Source organism: Rhodoferax sp., assembly GCF_023701345.1.
Classification (GTDB): Bacteria; Pseudomonadota; Gammaproteobacteria; order Burkholderiales; family Burkholderiaceae_C; genus Rhodoferax.
Genome location: NZ_JAMPXE010000001.1, coordinates 1 through 15,576, shown reverse-complemented (window position 1 = coordinate 15,576; position 15,576 = coordinate 1). Strand labels below are relative to the sequence as shown.

General features: G+C 61.9%; 18 protein-coding genes. 12 read left to right on the top strand and 6 right to left on the bottom strand.

Annotated elements, in window-relative coordinates:
* The first annotated feature begins 300 nt into the window (after positions 1–300).
* The 7 genes from NDI87_RS00090 (at position 301) to NDI87_RS00060 (ending at position 3,326) form a co-directional block, all read left to right on the top strand.
* Positions 301–1,200, top strand: coding sequence for a DUF1998 domain-containing protein (locus NDI87_RS00090; protein ID WP_296272660.1), 900 nt, complete (start codon positions 301–303; stop codon positions 1,198–1,200).
* Positions 1,201–1,203: 3 nt separating this feature from the next.
* Entirely contained in the window at positions 1,204–1,485 is a 282-nt protein-coding gene (locus tag NDI87_RS00085; RefSeq protein WP_296272658.1) for a type II toxin-antitoxin system Phd/YefM family antitoxin, read from the top strand.
* The gene (locus NDI87_RS00080) at positions 1,485–1,880 is read left to right on the top strand and encodes a type II toxin-antitoxin system RelE/ParE family toxin (RefSeq protein WP_296272656.1); all 396 of its coding nucleotides are present in this window, start codon (positions 1,485–1,487) and stop codon (positions 1,878–1,880) included. The genes NDI87_RS00085 and NDI87_RS00080 overlap by 1 nt, the downstream gene beginning before the upstream one ends.
* Complete coding sequence (locus tag NDI87_RS00075) at positions 1,877–2,230, top strand: hypothetical protein (protein WP_296272654.1); 354 nt, start codon at positions 1,877–1,879, stop codon at positions 2,228–2,230. The genes NDI87_RS00080 and NDI87_RS00075 overlap by 4 nt, the downstream gene beginning before the upstream one ends.
* Positions 2,194–2,556 (top strand): SNF2-related protein, encoded by a 363-nt coding sequence (locus NDI87_RS00070; protein WP_296272652.1) that lies wholly within the window; start codon positions 2,194–2,196, stop codon positions 2,554–2,556. The genes NDI87_RS00075 and NDI87_RS00070 overlap by 37 nt, the downstream gene beginning before the upstream one ends.
* Positions 2,557–2,636: 80 nt before the next feature.
* On the top strand, positions 2,637–2,972 hold the full coding sequence (locus NDI87_RS00065; RefSeq protein ID WP_296272650.1) for a hypothetical protein: 336 nt from the start codon (positions 2,637–2,639) through the stop codon (positions 2,970–2,972).
* Positions 2,973–2,981: 9 nt separating this feature from the next.
* The gene (locus NDI87_RS00060) at positions 2,982–3,326 is read left to right on the top strand and encodes a hypothetical protein (RefSeq protein WP_296272648.1); all 345 of its coding nucleotides are present in this window, start codon (positions 2,982–2,984) and stop codon (positions 3,324–3,326) included.
* A 304-nt stretch (positions 3,327–3,630) separates the two neighbouring features.
* On the opposite strand, the gene NDI87_RS00055 is transcribed toward NDI87_RS00060, so the two are convergent.
* The 5 genes from NDI87_RS00055 to NDI87_RS00035 all read right to left on the bottom strand — a co-directional run bounded on the left by NDI87_RS00055 (position 3,631) and on the right by NDI87_RS00035 (position 8,405).
* Positions 3,631–5,481, bottom strand: a complete 1,851-nt coding sequence (locus tag NDI87_RS00055) for an AMP-binding protein (RefSeq protein ID WP_296272646.1) — start codon at positions 5,479–5,481, stop codon at positions 3,631–3,633.
* Positions 5,482–5,716: 235 nt separating this feature from the next.
* On the bottom strand, positions 5,717–6,208 hold the full coding sequence (locus NDI87_RS00050) for a hypothetical protein (protein ID WP_296272645.1): 492 nt from the start codon (positions 6,206–6,208) through the stop codon (positions 5,717–5,719).
* On the bottom strand, positions 6,205–6,393 hold the full coding sequence (locus NDI87_RS00045; protein ID WP_296272644.1) for a hypothetical protein: 189 nt from the start codon (positions 6,391–6,393) through the stop codon (positions 6,205–6,207). Before NDI87_RS00045 ends, NDI87_RS00050 begins: the two co-directional genes overlap by 4 nt.
* Before the next feature lie 10 nt (positions 6,394–6,403).
* Positions 6,404–7,705 carry a serine hydrolase gene (locus NDI87_RS00040; RefSeq protein ID WP_296272643.1) on the bottom strand — a complete coding sequence of 434 codons (1,302 nt, stop codon included), beginning with the start codon at positions 7,703–7,705 and terminating at the stop codon, positions 6,404–6,406.
* A 22-nt stretch (positions 7,706–7,727) separates the two neighbouring features.
* Positions 7,728–8,405 carry a TetR/AcrR family transcriptional regulator gene (locus NDI87_RS00035; protein ID WP_296272641.1) on the bottom strand — a complete coding sequence of 226 codons (678 nt, stop codon included), beginning with the start codon at positions 8,403–8,405 and terminating at the stop codon, positions 7,728–7,730.
* A gap of 251 nt (positions 8,406–8,656) precedes the next feature.
* On the opposite strand from NDI87_RS00035, the gene NDI87_RS00030 reads away from it, so the two are divergent.
* The 3 genes from NDI87_RS00030 (at position 8,657) to NDI87_RS00020 (ending at position 12,050) form a co-directional block, all read left to right on the top strand.
* Positions 8,657–9,460, top strand: a complete 804-nt coding sequence (locus tag NDI87_RS00030; protein ID WP_296272639.1) for a helix-turn-helix domain-containing protein — start codon at positions 8,657–8,659, stop codon at positions 9,458–9,460.
* Positions 9,461–9,927: 467 nt separating this feature from the next.
* A complete protein-coding gene (locus NDI87_RS00025; RefSeq protein ID WP_296272637.1) occupies positions 9,928–10,755 on the top strand; it encodes a DUF3703 domain-containing protein in 828 nt (275 codons plus the stop codon).
* Positions 10,752–12,050, top strand: coding sequence for a cytochrome c peroxidase (locus tag NDI87_RS00020; protein ID WP_296272636.1), 1,299 nt, complete (start codon positions 10,752–10,754; stop codon positions 12,048–12,050). Before NDI87_RS00025 ends, NDI87_RS00020 begins: the two co-directional genes overlap by 4 nt.
* Here NDI87_RS00020 and NDI87_RS00015 read toward each other — a convergent pair.
* Entirely contained in the window at positions 12,038–12,856 is an 819-nt protein-coding gene (locus NDI87_RS00015) for an AraC family transcriptional regulator (protein WP_296272634.1), read from the bottom strand. The two genes, NDI87_RS00020 and NDI87_RS00015, sit on opposite strands and share 13 nt — an antisense overlap.
* 679 nt (positions 12,857–13,535) lie before the next feature.
* Here NDI87_RS00015 and NDI87_RS00010 point away from each other — a divergent pair.
* Both NDI87_RS00010 and NDI87_RS00005 read left to right on the top strand, forming a co-directional pair.
* Complete coding sequence (locus tag NDI87_RS00010) at positions 13,536–14,699, top strand: efflux RND transporter periplasmic adaptor subunit (RefSeq protein WP_296272632.1); 1,164 nt, start codon at positions 13,536–13,538, stop codon at positions 14,697–14,699.
* The coding region (locus tag NDI87_RS00005; RefSeq protein ID WP_296272630.1) for an efflux RND transporter permease subunit at positions 14,696–15,576 on the top strand (881 nt) is incomplete at its 3' end. The genes NDI87_RS00010 and NDI87_RS00005, both read left to right, overlap by 4 nt.

Genomic DNA, 15,576 nt, shown 5'->3' with positions numbered 1-15,576 from the left:
ACTGTTAAACAGCGTGCAAAACTTTCCAGATTTCCGGAGTAAACAGCGTCCAAAAGTTTCCACCCTGGGTTGTGTAACCATCCGGCGCTTTTGCCGGAGAATCTGGAGTGTTATCAATGCAAGTCATAGCCGAGATCCGGCGCCGTCACCTAGTCAGCCGCACAAATTTGGCGCATCAACCGCGGCTGGCGCCGCCGCAAGGACAAGGAACAACTCGACTTTTACATCAACCCTATTACTGGTCAGTGGAGCAAGAAAGACTAGCCTGGTGCCACCGACGATGGCAGCAGCGATGATGGCTTGCTGGACAAGGTGCCCAACCAGCAAATCGTGCCTTTTGTGGAAGACCACCGCAACATCCTCATCCTGGCCCCCGCGGCACCGCTCGATCTGGAAGCCATGGCAACGCTTCAAGCCGCCCTCAAGCGTGGCATTGAAATGACTTTCCAAATCGAAGAATCGGAGCTCGTGGCTGAGCCCTTGCCCAAGCAAGATGAGCGCCAAGCCCTGATGTTTTACGAGGCAGCCGAAGGCGGCGCCGGAGTGCTGACCCGCTTGGCCACCGAACCACAGGCCATGGCCCAAGTCGCGGCTGCTGCACTGCGCGTGATGCATTACAAAGGCCCCGTTGGCCCATGGTCGGTGGCTGGTTTGCCCGCGCTGGAGCAAAAACCCCCTGACGGGCACAGCATTTGTGAAGCCGGTTGTTACCAGTGCCTGTTGTCGTATTTCAATCAACCAGACCACGACCACATCAACCGCCGCAACACGCAAGCCATCGAAATGCTGGTCTCTTTAGCCAACGCGCAGGTTACTGCGCCCGGTGTTGTGACCGAGCAAGCCAGCTCTTCGACCCTCGCAACTGCTGCTACAGGCCAGGGTGACGAACTGTTTGCAAGGTGGCAGCAAGCCCTGCTGACCGGAGGCTTTCATCTGCCAGACCAGTACCAAGCGCCAGCACTGGGCGGGGCACTCATCGTGGCAGGTTGGTACAAGTCCACGCGTGCTGCGGTGGTTCTCGCCACACCAAGCCCGGCTCAGGCGGCTGCACTGCTGGACAAAGGCTACACCGTGGTTGACATGTCCGACCCAGCACATTGGGTTGCCCAGTTCGGCCAATACCCGCTTATATTCGGTGGCGTGACAGGAAACTCGCCTTCGAGTAATACAATAAACGTTAACAAATACGTTAAGGAGTGAAGCATGACTTTGCGCGCCAGTGACATCATTCCCATCAGCGAGGCACGAGCTCGTCTCACCGAATTGGCCGAAGACGTGGTGGGCAGCGGGGCCGAGAAGGTGCTCACCAAAAACGGCTCCAGCTATGTTGCCTTGGTGGATGCGAAAAAGCTCGATTACTACCACGCACTGGAGCGCGAACATGCGGGCCTGGTTCTGCTGACCGAGGCCGAAACCGCCTTGGGCCAGGTGATCGCCGGCAAACGCATGTCATCGGCTGAGCTCGATCTGTTGTTCGCAGACTGATGCCACAGTCCATTAAAAGGCGAGTCAGCGCGCAGGTCGGCGCCGCCCCTCACTTTGCCGCCAGTCTGCAAGCTGTGTATGCCTTTATGGTGGAGCAAGACGCTGCCAGTGCGCCAGCACGGCTTGCCCAACTCAAGCGTGATTTGCGCGAGATGAAAACGCTGCTGGCCTGGTCCCCCGCAAGTGGTCGCCCCGCGCGTTTTCTGCGTCCCAATACGGCGCAGGGCAACCTGCGCTTGGCAGCGGTGCAGCAGTTGGCGCAATCGGCGGGCTTGCCCCACTTGCGCGAATACGTGATTGGATCGTACGTCGTCCTCTACGCCCATTCAGACACTGAAGTCGTTCTGCTCTCGCTCAAGCATCACCGACAACTCACCTATATCACGCTTCAATGAACACCGCCACCCATGATTTCAATCCCGGCAACCTGGTGCGTGCTCGCAACCGCGAGTGGGTGGTGCAAGCCTCAGACAATTGGCAAAACGACGGCAGCAGGCTGCTGCGATTACGCCCCCTGGGTGGCGCGGAAGAAGACATCATCACGCTGATTCCTGAGCTGGAGTTTGCCCCTGTCGAACCTGCCACATTTGCCTGGCCCAACCCAGATCAAGCCGGCAACCATGCCGCCGCATTACTCCTGCGGGATGCTTTGCGGCTAAAGTTGCGAGCGGGTGGCGGGGCCCCTTCCGTTCGTTTGGCAACATCGCCGTGGAGCCGCGCGCCTACCAGTTGGTGCCCTTGCTGATGGCCTTGCGCCTGAGTACCGTGCGCTTGTTGATCGCTGACGACGTTGGCATCGGCAAAACCGTAGAGGCCGGCCTGATCGTGCGCGAGTTGATGGACCGTGGGGAAGTTAGCCGGCTGGCCGTGCTGTGCCCGCCCCATCTGGTGGAACAGTGGCAGGGGGAGTTGCTCAACCGCTTCAACATGCAGGCCATTGCACTCACCTCAGCAAGTGCCAGCCGTGTGGAGCGCGATTTACCCCATGGCGTGGGCCTGTTTGATCACTACCCCATCGTGGTGGTCAGCCTGGACTACATCAAAAGCGAGCGCCACCGTGAGCATTTTTAAGCATCGCCCCCGAATGCATCATCGTTGACGAAGCCCACACTTGTGCCAGCAGCGGCGCGGGCAAGCAGCTGCGCTTTGAGTTGCTGCAACGCCTGGCCAAAGACCCAGAGCGCCATCTGCTGCTGCTCACCGCCACGCCCCATTCTGGCGACGAGGACACTGAATCTCTGCTGGAATGCCAGCCCACCGGTAACCTGCCCCGTGAGGCCATCCACCGCGAAGTGGCGCAGGCTTTGGACTTTCTGCAAGCCCACCCCCAGCGCCTGGAAGCCTTGGCGCAGAGCCGAGCCCAGGCGCTGCTGGCCGACCACCGCCGTGTGCGCGAAGCCGCTCGCGATGTGGGCCAGTACAGCGTGGCCCCTTGTCTTCCGGTCGATGTGATTGGCGTGTATGTCCTCCTGCCGGACACTCTGTAATTGCTCGCCATGAAAACCGTCCGCAAACACACTGCCACGCTCAACCTGCCCACTTTGAGGCTGGAAGGCGGCTTGTTCCTGCCCGATATGCTGGAAAAAGCCGCCCTGGGCCAAGCCCGCCTGCAAGCCGAGGCCGATTACGGCATTCCCAAGGGTCTCAAGCTCAAAGACGAATACAGCCGCGCCTTCCAGATCGCCTGCGCCCAATGGCGCAGCTTTGCCCCGCTGCTGGAGCGCACCGACTTCGACGCCCAACGCGCCACCGCCACTTTCGTCACCGAACTGCTGCGCGATGCCTTTGGTTACGTCTCCGTGGGTGCCGCTACTGGCATTGATTTGGGAGAGCGCAGCTAACGGACTTCACCGCTTGCTGCAGCTTCATGCCGGGGTTGTAAACGACAGTGTCGCTATCTGCCAAGAACTTGAGGCATTCCGGGGCGCGAATCGAGACGGTGTTTCGGGACGGTAACGTGCTGAATGAATGGGAAGCAGTTCCAACTCGGTGTCGCTCGCGGGATAGCCAACGACGTCAGAATTGGTACGTGAGAGAAATTCGCGGCTCTGAGCCGGTACCCTTCCAAGGGGCAAAAGCGTAGCTGCAACTTGCGTTGCGGTGGTCCGCCTATTGACGATGCGCAAGATGAACTCCTGGTAATGATCAGGCAGGGCGTGCCTTGGATCTTGCCCACTCGAGGGTGAGCAGGTAGCCCTCCAAGTTCGCAGCAATGCGTTGACGAGTTTCGTGTGATGAGTCCTCCTCGGCGGCGGCCAACTCAATGCACACGACTTGGCCCCGGCCGGGTTCCTCGCGCACTGCCAGCGCTGCGATGGGTTCACCCCGGAGTACCTCCGAAAAGTGCCGTTGTGCGCAATCCTGCCGCAACGCAGGCTTGTAAACTTTCCCCACGGCGGTCATGGGCAGTTGCTCCAGGATGAAGAGCCGCCGCGGAAGCGCGGGTGGTTCATGGATGGTTGCCTTGGCGAAAGCCAGCAGTTCGTCCTCCGTCACGCAAAAGCCTTGCCGCAGCGTGACATAGGCGACCGGCAATTCACCCGCGTAGGCGTCTGGCATGCCCACGGCGCCTGCATCGGCCACGGCAGGGTGCCGCATCAGGCATTTCTCGATAACGGCCGGGTCGATGTTGTGGCCGCTGCGGATGATCAGGTCCTTGACCCGCCCGGTGATGAACACACGACCTGTCGCGTCGAGGACACCCACGTCTCCGGTGATGAGCCAGCCGTCCGCGGTGAAGAGAGTGGCGGATTGGGCGGCGTCCTTATAGCCGGGCGTCACGTTGGGCCCGCGCGCCACCAGCACGCCCGGCTCACCCGGCATGCAGGCTCGGGCCGGGACGCCCGTTCCATCCAGCGCGCGCACCTCGACTTCGCAGAACGGTATGGGGCAACCCGCGGACCCGATGACCCGCGGCCGCGACACCGGGTCGACGCAGATCACGCCACCGCACTCGGTCATGCCATAGACCTCGCGCACCGGCTTGCCCGTCAGTTGCTCCATCTGCTCGGCGACGCTGCGAGGAAACAGGGACGCACCGCAGAAGTTGACCCGCACGCGACTCAGGTCCGCGCCTTTCGGATCGACTTTCGCGACGGCCGACAACGCCGTGGGGACGCCGCCAACGATGGTTGTGCCGGTGCGCTCTACGATGCGCCAGAAGTCGCGCACGATTCGCGGGTTGCGAAACCCGTCCGGCGACAGGATTACGACTTCCGCGCCGGCAACGAACATGGCCAGACTGCAGAAGATCGCGGAGGCGACGTGGAACATCGGCAAGCCGTTGACGATCACGTCATCGGCGCTGGCACCTGATGCCCACGCGCCGCCATAGGCAGCCGCCAGTTGGTTGCGATGGGTGTGGATGACGAGCTTCGGCGCGCCCGTCGTTCCGCCTGTGTGGAAATAGGCGGCCACATCGTTCGGCCCGGGCAAATCCGAAAAGGCCAGCGCCGCCGGACTGGACCGCAGGAGGTCCGCGAGCAATTGAACGTCGGGACGGCGATCATCTTGCTCGCCGCCCACCTGAATCAGCACGCCGATCGCCGGCACCAGCGCTTTCACCCGCTTGGCCTTGTCCCATATCTCGGTGCCCGGCAAAGGTCCCAGCGCCACCAGCGCTTTGGCGCCGGCGGCCCGACACAGGCTGGCGATCTCCTCCGCATTGAGCAGCGGGTTGAGCGGTAGTGCCGAAGCGGCAGTGGCCGCACCCCACAGCACGAACTGGGTCTCGACTAGCGACGGCAGCATGTAGGCCACCACGTCGCCGCGCCGCAGTCCAAGCGACCGAAGGGCATTCGCCGTTCGCGCGATCCCGTCCAGCAGTTCGGCATAGCTGAACCTGCGCGGCGGGGCTTCGGGGTCAGTGTCGATGAAGGTGATGGCGGTCTTGCCGGCGCAGCGATTCTGCGTGCGCTCGATGGCATCGAACACGTTCGTTGCGACCATCCACTCTTCGAAGCGCATTCTGGGGCCCGGTGTGTCGATGGTGCTCATGGCTTTGCGCTCAATACCCGCGCAGCGCGTCGGCGATGGCGGCCAACGCCCGCCTGTCGAGGTTGTGCGTGACGCTCGTATCCCTAGCGGGGGAGCCAGCCCATGACCTCGGTTCGACGGTCTTGTACTTGAATCCGGCGCCGTGCTCGCCTTCCGTCTCGATGGCGTCGGCTGAATTGCCCCCCAACGATGCATCGGAGCAAGCAGCGATACTGAGCATGTCCACGCTGACCACTCAGTTCCCGCGCGCTGCGTCAACAGGCAATTTGCGACCGGGTGCAATCGAGCACCAAACGACCCACGCCAGGATGGCGATTTGCACCGGGGCACGGATCCAGAGATACACCGGACCCCATGCGTGACCACCAAACGGCACACGCTCGAGCGCTGCGTAGATGTTGGCCGGGAAGAACGCCACCAGCACCACGGCTGCCGCCCAGCCGGCGTACTTCCGGTAGGCAGGAAGCCAGAAGGCCACGGCAATTGCGATCTCGAGCAAACCCGTCGCATAGACCAGCGAGACGCGTCCCGGAACCCAGGTCGGAAGCATCAGCGCCATCGACTCTGTCTGGATGAAGTGCCCGCTCGCAGTGAAAGCGAACAGCAACCCAAGACCGATCGACCCGGCCGCTCGGGTGTCTCGCAGATTTCCGGTCGTGGCTGAAAAAATCCGCGCCAACATCGCGGGGGTCATCATCAAGGCCAGCATGAATATGGGGGTGATCATGGTTCATCTCCAAGTGTCAAAGGACCGGGGCCGCGTGGCGGGGCTTGCGGATCGGTGCCGAGGAAGGTGATGACGGTCTTGCCGCCACAGCGCTTTTGCGCGCGCTCGATGGCATCGAACACGTTCGCTGCGTCCATCCAGTCTTCGAAGCGCATTCCGGGGCCGGGTGAGTCGATGGTGCTCATAGCTTTACGCTCAATGCCCGCGCAGCGCGCCGGCGATGGCAGCGAATGCCCGCCGGTCGAGGTTGTGCGTCACGCTCGTATCCCCCGCGGGGTGGGAAGAGAGTTTGATGATGACCAGCTCGGCCGCCGGATTGATGTGCATGTGCTGCCCGTTCAATCCCTTCATCTCGAAGCTGCCGTCACGGTCATGCGGAACCCACCACTGGTTGTGATACGAGTAGCCCGAGCGCATGGCCTGGCCGTTGGCCTTGAACTTCTCGATGTCGGCGCCTCTGCGGATTTCAGCGATGACGCTTTCGGCAATGATCTGCCGTCCACTCGAACGACCCGAGGTGCGAAGCGTCTCGCCCACGCGACCCAGGTCTCGCAGCGTGGCGCTGAAGCCCACGCTGGTGATTTGCGTGCCGATCGGGTCGACCCAGATATAGGCGTCATCCTGCGCGCCTATGCGCGACCAGAGGCGTTCAGACAAGAGCGCGGAGTAGCTCTTGCCCGTGACGCGTTGCATCAGCCAACCCATGACCTCGGTGTCTACGGTCTTGTATTTGAAACCCGCGCCGTGTTCACCCTCTTTCTTGAGCGTCACCAGTAGGTCGGGGACAGTCCTGGGACCGGTGTAAGTGGGCGGCGCGGGCAACAGTCCTGAGGCATGCAGGTACTGGAAGATGCCAGAGTTGGGGTCACGGAAGTTTTCCTTGTACGCAACACCGGTGGTCATGTCGAGCGTTTGTTGCACGGTGGCATCTGCCCACGCGCTGTCTTTGAGCTCGGGGAGGTACTTCACGACCAAGGCGTTGGGATCGATCACTCCTTCCTTGATCAGCATCGTCGCGAGCAAGCCGGTGAACGATTTGCTCATAGACCAGAGCGCGTGCGGCTGGTGGGCAGCCATGCCGGAGTAATGCTTTTGGAAGACGACCGCGCCCTTGTGCAGTACGAGCAGGCCGTCAGTGAACGTCGTGCGCTGCCAGTCGGCCAGGGTGGTCTTGCCGCCCTTGTCGTCCTCAAAACTGAGCGCGTCCATCTCTTGCGGCATTTCGCGCAAAGCGGACGGCTTGTCGTCACCGCGCCAAACCTGCACCGTCGGCCCGAGCTCGCGCATGTGATGGAACGCCCACCGGCCGTTGGGGAATTTCAGAACAGTGGACAGCCTGACGATTTTTTCGGGCGCTGGTGGAAATCCTTTCATAAGTTCCAGCTTCACGGGATCGGTGGCCTCCGGCTGTAGAGTCTGTGCCAAGGAGGCCGAGGCACTGAGAAAGAGAGCAACCGCGACGGCAACGGCGCGATGGGGCTTCGATGGATTCTTCATGATGTTCCTTGTTGGCTGGGGTTCAGGGGGTTTTTCTTCCCGCTTTGCGGGCGGGGGCGGGGCTGATGAGCTCAAGGGCGCTTGTGCCGCGGCTGCCAGCCATCACCTGGTGGGCGCCGCGCACCAAGGCCGACATGGTTCTTTCGTGGAGTTGCCTCAGTTCGGTGTCGTCGGCAACAATGCCCGAGAGCCGCAGCATCACGAGGCCATGCGCGGCGGCCCACAGCATCTGCCCCAGGGCATGCGTTTCGCCGCGCAGTATGCCCTTGTCGATCATTGGCGCAACGTACGCCACCATGCTGCGGCGAGCCCGTACCAAAGCTTCTGCCAGCTCCGCATTGCCGGTCACTGCGGCCTGGCTGACATCGAACATCATCCGGTAGGCGTCCGGGTTTTCCAGGGCAAAGTCCAGGTAGGCCTGGCCGACGTTGCGCGCGCTAGTGCGCGGCTCCGGGCTCGAGCCCGTCGCTTCTTCGATGACTTCGCAGAATCGGTTAAACGCGGCGGCTCGCACAGCCGCCAGAATTTCTTCCTTGTTCTTGAAATAGCGGTAGGCGGTGGTCGGACTGCAGTCAAGTTCCACGGCAATCTGCCGCATCGTGACGCCCTCAACGCCATGACGTGCGAATAACACACCGGCAACGCGGCAGACGTCGGCACGGAACTCCGCCACCTCTTCATTGGTCAGTACAGGTCTCATTGAATTCACATTGTTAAATAAACAATGTGAATAATACTGCAATTTCAATCGGTGTCAACGTTTTTAAAAGAATGCCCCTAGATGGCTGCTCCGCCACCTTAGACACCCAACGATTGATTTGCACCAGCTGATGGCGATGAGCGTCGACTGAGAAGCATCCATCGAGGCGACCCCTTGCGTCCGCGGGCTGACCGCTTGGACGACGACAAAAACAGACATCGTGCCGACCTTTTAAGACACAATGACCATCTATGCGCAGAATCGTACTCACCGGTGTCCCGCCCTTTGAGGTGCAGGACCTTGCAGGTCCGCTGGAGGTGTTCGCCCAGTGCGACTACGAGATTGAGTTGGTATCGCCGGAGCGTGATGGCTCAACCGCTATCAATCGGGGGCTGCGTGTCACCGGCGGCACCGACTTCCGCAAGTTTGATCGTCCCATCGACACGCTCTGGGTGGTGGGCGGACCCGAGGCCCCCTCGGGCCGCTACGACCCGGCCTATCTGCGCTGGCTGAAAGAGATGTCGTCGCAGGCGCGTCGCGTCGGCTCGAGCTGCCTCGGCACGTTCGTCCTCGCCGCGTCGGGCGCGCTGGAGGGCCGGCGCGCGGTCACGCACTGGCAGTGGTGCGACCACCTGGCCGAGCGCTACCCGCGCGTCGAGCTCGTGCGCAACTCGATCTTCGTGAAGGACGGCCACATTTACACATCCGCCGGCATCACCACCGGCATCGACCTGGAGAACTGGATCTTCGAGCATCTCGCCGAGGACATTAGCGTCGAGCGCATGGCCGACAACGTGCACATGAGCGCGCGCCAGTTCACGCGCGTCTTTCGCAGCGAGAAGGGCACGACGCCGGCGCGCTTCGTCGAGCGTGTGCGCGTCGAGGTGGCACGCAGCCTGCTCGAGGCGTCGGGGGTGGGCGTGAAGTCGGTTGCCGCCAAATGCGGTTTCGGCAGCGCCGACTCAATGCGGCGTTCGTTTCTGCGTGTGGTGGACACCACGCCCAGTGGGATCGCAGGAACGCACCGCACACCAGGCTCTTTGCGCAGACCGTAAGGACAACGTCCCGGCAGGCGGTTTGGCGTAAAGCATCGGGCAATCGTCGTTCCCGACACGCCGAAATTGGGGAAGATGGGCGGGACGGTTGGGGCATTGGCCCGGCCGCAGTCTATGTGAGGCCCACGCCATGAGATTCACCGCCCAGACCGAGCACCGAGCGTTGCATTCCCCCCAGCAACAGCTCGGTTGGCATGCCGCGACTCCGCCGGGGAACTGGAGCGATTGGCGTTCTGGGCCGTCCTGTCCGATTGGCAGCGCACGACCTTCGCCGACTGCCTTCTGGTACTGCACAAAGGCTTGGTCGCCCAACATCGCACTAGGTGTGATCGATGCGCTATAGAGCAGATCATAGGACTAGCTGTGCGGCGTTGAACGAAAAGGCTGCTAGGTTAGCCGCTGCGTTCAAGCCTAAGTGGCGCGAATCACGAAGAATTGTGTGTATCGAAACCAACCCGGAACATACCATGACCAACTTCGCCATTCGCATCAAACCCAACGTACAAGCAGAGCTCGACGCAGCAGCGTCTGCGGAAGCGCAGGGGCAGTCATACACCGCCTTCCAGCATCTGGAGCGTGCGCACGTCCTGGGCCAGCCCGCCACGGGAGAACACGTCCGCATCCATTGGCGGATGTTCCGGTTTGCGGTCCGCAATGGCCTGGCTGGCGAAGTCTTCGGTCAATCTTGGCGTCTGGTGGCTGCCAGTCTCTTCACGCCTCTCGGTCTTGTGCCGAGAGGAAATACTGGGGGGTCTGATGTCAGCGGCTACAGGCGGATGCCGGTGCCCAAGGACCTGCAGGAGGTCATCCAGTCTGCACGAGCCGCGCAGAGCCAAGTGAACGTCTTCGGGCGAGTCTTTGCCACGTTCGCCTTCGCCGGACTCGCTGCCCTGGCCACGTTGGGTATGGGTGGCTGCAGCAGCCCACCCAAGGACCTGGACGTCGCGCTTGAGAAGCAGTCTGCCGCCGGCGTCTACCGGGTAGCCCTCGTGCCACCGGCGCAACCACCTGCCATCAACCAGATGCATAGCTGGAAGGTCAAGCTCGCGAAGCCGGACGGCACGCCCGTTCACGGTGCGAAGTTCGGCGTGGATGGCGGCATGCCCCAGCACGGACATGGCCTGCCGACGCAGCCGCGGGTTACCCGTGAGCTCGCAGATGGCACGTACCAGCTGGATGGCATGAAGTTCAGCATGACCGGCTGGTGGGAGGTAAAGCTGGACATCCAAGGCCCACAGGGTCCGGACAAAGTTACATTTAACACAGTCGTAGAGACGCCGAAGGGTCAACAGTGAGCCACGTCACAATCAGACTTAGGACGCTTTGGCAGCTCAAAGTCGTGACGGCGCTGGCGACGATGCTCTTGACCGCGCTTGCTGCACAGGCGATGGACAAAGCGCCGTTACGCGACAAGTGGACAGTCCAGGACGTCGCCACCCTTGCCTCCATGCGGCTGAAAGAAGCAGGCCGGCGCCCCTTCGACCCCTCAAACGCCTACGAGCAGCGAACGGAAGCTGCGACGCTAGGTCGGGCTCTCTTCAACGACACCCGACTGAGTAAGAACGGCCAGGTCGCGTGCGCCAGTTGTCATTCCGCTGACACGCAGTTTCAGGACGGGAAGCAGTTTGGGCAGGGAATCGGAACGGGTAAGCGCCGCACTATGCCTGTCATGGGCGCCGTGCACTCACCCTTCCTGTTCTGGGATGGGCGCAAGGACAGTCTCTGGTCGCAGGCGCTCGGGCCTATGGAGGATGCCGCGGAGCACGGTGGCAACCGCGTGCGCTTCGTGAAGTTGGTCCATACCTACTACAAGGAGCAGTATCAGGCCGTGTTCGGACCAATGCCTGCGTTGGGCAAGCTGCCGGAGAACGCGTCCCCTAGCGGTTCTGAAGCCGAGCGCGCTGCCTGGTCCGCCATGCATGAAAGCAGCCGAGAGGCGGTGAACCGCGTGTTTGCGAACATGGGCAAGGCCATCGCGGCCTTCGAGCGGAACATCTCGTATGGTGAGTCGCGCCTCGACCAGTACGCGCAGGCAACGGTCGCCGGCGAAGGCCGCGGACAGGAAGTCCTCACGCAGCAGGAAGTCCGCGGCTTGCGTCTGTTCCTCACGAAGGGCCAGTGCATCACTTGCCACAACGGGCCGCTTCTGACAGACCACGCATTCCACAACACCGGCGTGCCGCCAATCGACCAGGCCAAACCGGACCGCGGGCGTGCGGAGGGCCTGAAGAAGCTGCTCCACGACGAGTTCAACTGCCTCGGACGCTACAGCGATGCGAAGCCCGAGCAGTGCGGCGAGCTTCAGTTCTTGGCCACCAACGACCCCAGTCAGCTTGCAGCCTTCCGCACGCCCAGCCTGCGCAACGTGGCGGAAAGAGCGCCTTACATGCACGCTGGCCAGCTCTCGACGCTGGAGCAGGTGCTGCAGCACTATGCAGACTCCCCCAAAGCGGTGCTTGGTCACAGCGAGCTGGCGCGGCCAGGTGAAAAGCACGCCGAGCGACAGACGATCCGTTTGTCGGCCTCTGAAATCCAAGATGTCGCTGTATTCCTAGGAACCCTCACAGGGCCAGTAGTTCAGACTAAGTGATGCTGCTGTGCTTTTGCGCGGACGCTGAGCGGGCCGTTCATCTGCAAAACAGACGGCGGCAGGCCGAACATCGTCCGGGCGGTTCTCGTCAGGTGCGCGGAGTCTGCGAAGCCCGCTGCATGCGCCGCCCCCGAAAGCGTCTCGCCGTTCATGAGGAGTGTCCACACGTGCAAAAGCCGACGCCACAGAACGTAGGTCCGCAGGGGCATCCCGGTCTCCTCAACAAAGAGGTGGCGGAATCTCTCGGGCGACAGGCTCGCTACCTTGGCAACCTCCGGGAGAGATACCGGCAGGTCGACTCTCTGGCGGAGGTACTCGATGGCCGCGAGCACCCGTGGGTCGGAGGGCTCCCGAGTCGCCGTTTGGGAAATCTGCTGCAGGAACTGCATGCACACCGCTTTCACTGCGTCGTAGCTCCTCTCAACCCGCCAAGCTCGGTCCAGATTCGTGACTGCAAATGCGACGGTATCTGCGTCGAGCAACTCGAGCTGGCCCTGGAGCCGGGCAGACAGTGCCTTGCCCGTAGGTGTTTCTGGTTCGATGAAGAGAACGACGCTCATAGCACAGCCGGTCACGTCAATGGTGTGAGTCGCTCTGGAGGGGAACATCGCTGCGTTACACGACTTCCATTCACCGTGGTGGCCAAACTGAACGCGCAGCCCGGCGGGAGCGCCGATGGTTAGCTGTATCGCGTAGTGCGAATGCGGAAAAATAGGGGCGCCGCTGCTCCCCTCGCCGATAAAGCCGCACACGCCCGCCCAAGCGACGAAGTCACCTCGATAGCGGCTAGCGGCGGGCTTATCCATGAGCAAGGCTTGTAAATCCAGCTTTCAGTTTAAGCCCGGTAGTAGCAAGCTGACAACAGTCGTACCAATAGTTGCGACTGACGTGAGGTTGTTGTCGTCGATCAATGGGATGGACGCCCCCACATGGGCGGCATCGCAATGTGCCAAAGTGGAGGTGTTTACCATCTTGCGTCATCAGTATGGAGGCATGTGGCAGTGCACATCACTGGGCGCGCAAATTGCAGGCAATGGGCCACACTGTGCGCTGAATGGCTCCGCAGTTTGTCAAACCTTGGCGCAAAGCGTCGGGCAATCGTCGTTTTCGACCGGCCGAAATTGGGGAAGATGGGCGGGACGGTTGGCACATTGGTCCGGCCGAAGTCTATGTGAGGCCCACGCTATGAGATCTACCGCCCAGACCAAGCACCGAGCGTTGCATTCCCCCCATTACAAGGCGCTCGCAGCGCGCCGTCAGGCCGACATCGTAACTGCACGAACCCTGTGTGGCGTGCTTCGCAAGCGGGACGCGCTAAAGGGTTGCCGAGTCCGTCATCGTTCAGCCCAACACAACCCTGCACAGGAACGAACGAGTTCAAAAAAACGCTTGACATTCCAATCATGGCAACCTCGATAAACGCACCATGAGCTGATTAGGCTCTGCAAAACCAACTGTCGACTGCAGTCGAGAAAGGCAAAAATGATGAAGGTCAAACGCGCAACCCTGACCACTGCGGCGCTAAGCGTCGCGCTCGCTATCGCCGGATGCAAGGAGGCGGTGCCCTCTGCCGCTACCGCAAAGCCACCGAGTGTTCCGGTGGCCGAGGTGATCGTTCGCCCGGTGACGCCATATGTCGAGTTCACCGGCTCGCTGGCTGCGGTCAAGCGGGTTGAACTGCGCCCGCGGGTCGCCGGCTACATTCAGGACGTGAGCGTACCCGAGGGACGTTTCGTCGAGAAGGGCCGCGCGCTCTTTCTCATCGATCCTCGGGTGTTCCAAGCCGCGTTGAACGCCGCAACGGCACGCCTGCGCCAAGCTGAAGCGGCATCGGCGCTTGCCCAGGCGGAACATGCGCGAGCCGAACAGCTGTTCGCCCAAAAGATCGTCGCACGTGATCGCCTCGACACCGCCACCGCCGCGCTGAATGCTGGCAAAGCACAGGTCGACGCCGCAAAGGCAGCGTTGGATGCTGCGCAGTTGGATCTGAGTTTCGCGCGCGTCACGGCGCCGATCAGTGGCCGTGTCGGCCAAGCCCTCGTCACAGAAGGCAACTACGTTGCCAGCGGCGTGACGCCACTCACGACGATTGTCTCCGTCGATCCGCTCCATGTCTATTTCGATGTCGACGAACGCACCTATTTGCGATCGCTCGCCGCAGGCCGCGCCAACGCGACCTCGCACGGGTCACAGGCGGCGAAGGTCATGGTGGCACTGCTCACCGACAAGACGTATTCGAGGTCCGGCCGTGTCGACTTCCTCTCTAACACCAGCGATCGTGGGACAGGAACGGTGCGCATTCGCGCTGTTGTCGACAACCCCGACGGGCAGTTGACGCCCGGTCTTTTTGCCAAGGTCAAACTTGAGACCGGCGCGCCGCAAGCACGGGTTCTGGTCTCCGATCAATCGATTGGCACCGATCAGGGCACCCGTTACGTGCTCGTTGTCGGCAAGGACGACAAGGCGGAATACCGGCCCGTCGAGTTGGGTCAGGTGGTTGACGGTTTGCGCGTGATTGAACAAGGCCTGAAGCCTGGCGAGCGCATCGTCGTCAAGGGGTTGGTGCGCCCGGGCATGCATGTCACGCCGCAGTCAGCCGCGATTGACGGTACGCCCACAGTGCCGCAAACCTCGGGAGCTGCGCAATGACGTTCCCACGCTTTTTCATCGATCGCCCGATCTTTGCCATCGTCCTCTCGGTTCTGATGGTGATCGCCGGCATCGTTGCTTTCTTCCAATTGCCGCTCAGCGAGTATCCAGCGGTGACGCCGCCGACCGTGCAGGTGACCGCCTCCTACCCGGGCGCCAATCCCAAGGTGATTGCTGAAACGGTGGCAGCGCCACTTGAGCAGGCGATCACCGGGGTCGAGGGCATGCTGTACATGTCGTCGCAATCGGCCACCGATGGCCGAATGGTTTTGACCGTCACTTTTGCGCAGGGAACGAATGCCGATATGGCACAGATCCAGGTGCAAAACCGGGTCTCGCGCGCCTTGCCGCGTTTGCCTGAAGAGGTGCAGCGCCAAGGCGTCGTCACGCAGAAGACCTCACCGGATATCCTGATGGTGGTTCACCTGTTGTCGCCCGATAAACGCTACGACCCTCTCTATATTTCGAACTACGCCTACCTCCAGGTGCGCGACGAGCTGTCCCGTATTCCCGGGGTCAGCGATGTCCTGGTCTGGGGCGCTGGCGAATACAGTATGCGGCTCTGGCTCGATCCGAGCCTGATCGCCGCACGCGGGCTGACGGCTGGCGACGTGATTGCCGCCGTGCGCGAGCAGAACGTGCAGGTGGCGGCGGGTTCCGTTGGCCAGGCGCCCAATTCCAGCGCCGCATTCCAGGTGGCTGTGAACACGCTCGGACGCTTGACCGACGAAAAGCAGTTCGGCGAGATCATCGTTCGCACGGGCGGCGACGGCCAGGTGACGCGCTTGCGCGATGTCGCCCGCATCGAGATGGGGGCCGATGCCTACGCACTGCGCAGCCTGCTTGACGGCGAGCCCGCCGTCGCGCTGCAGATCGT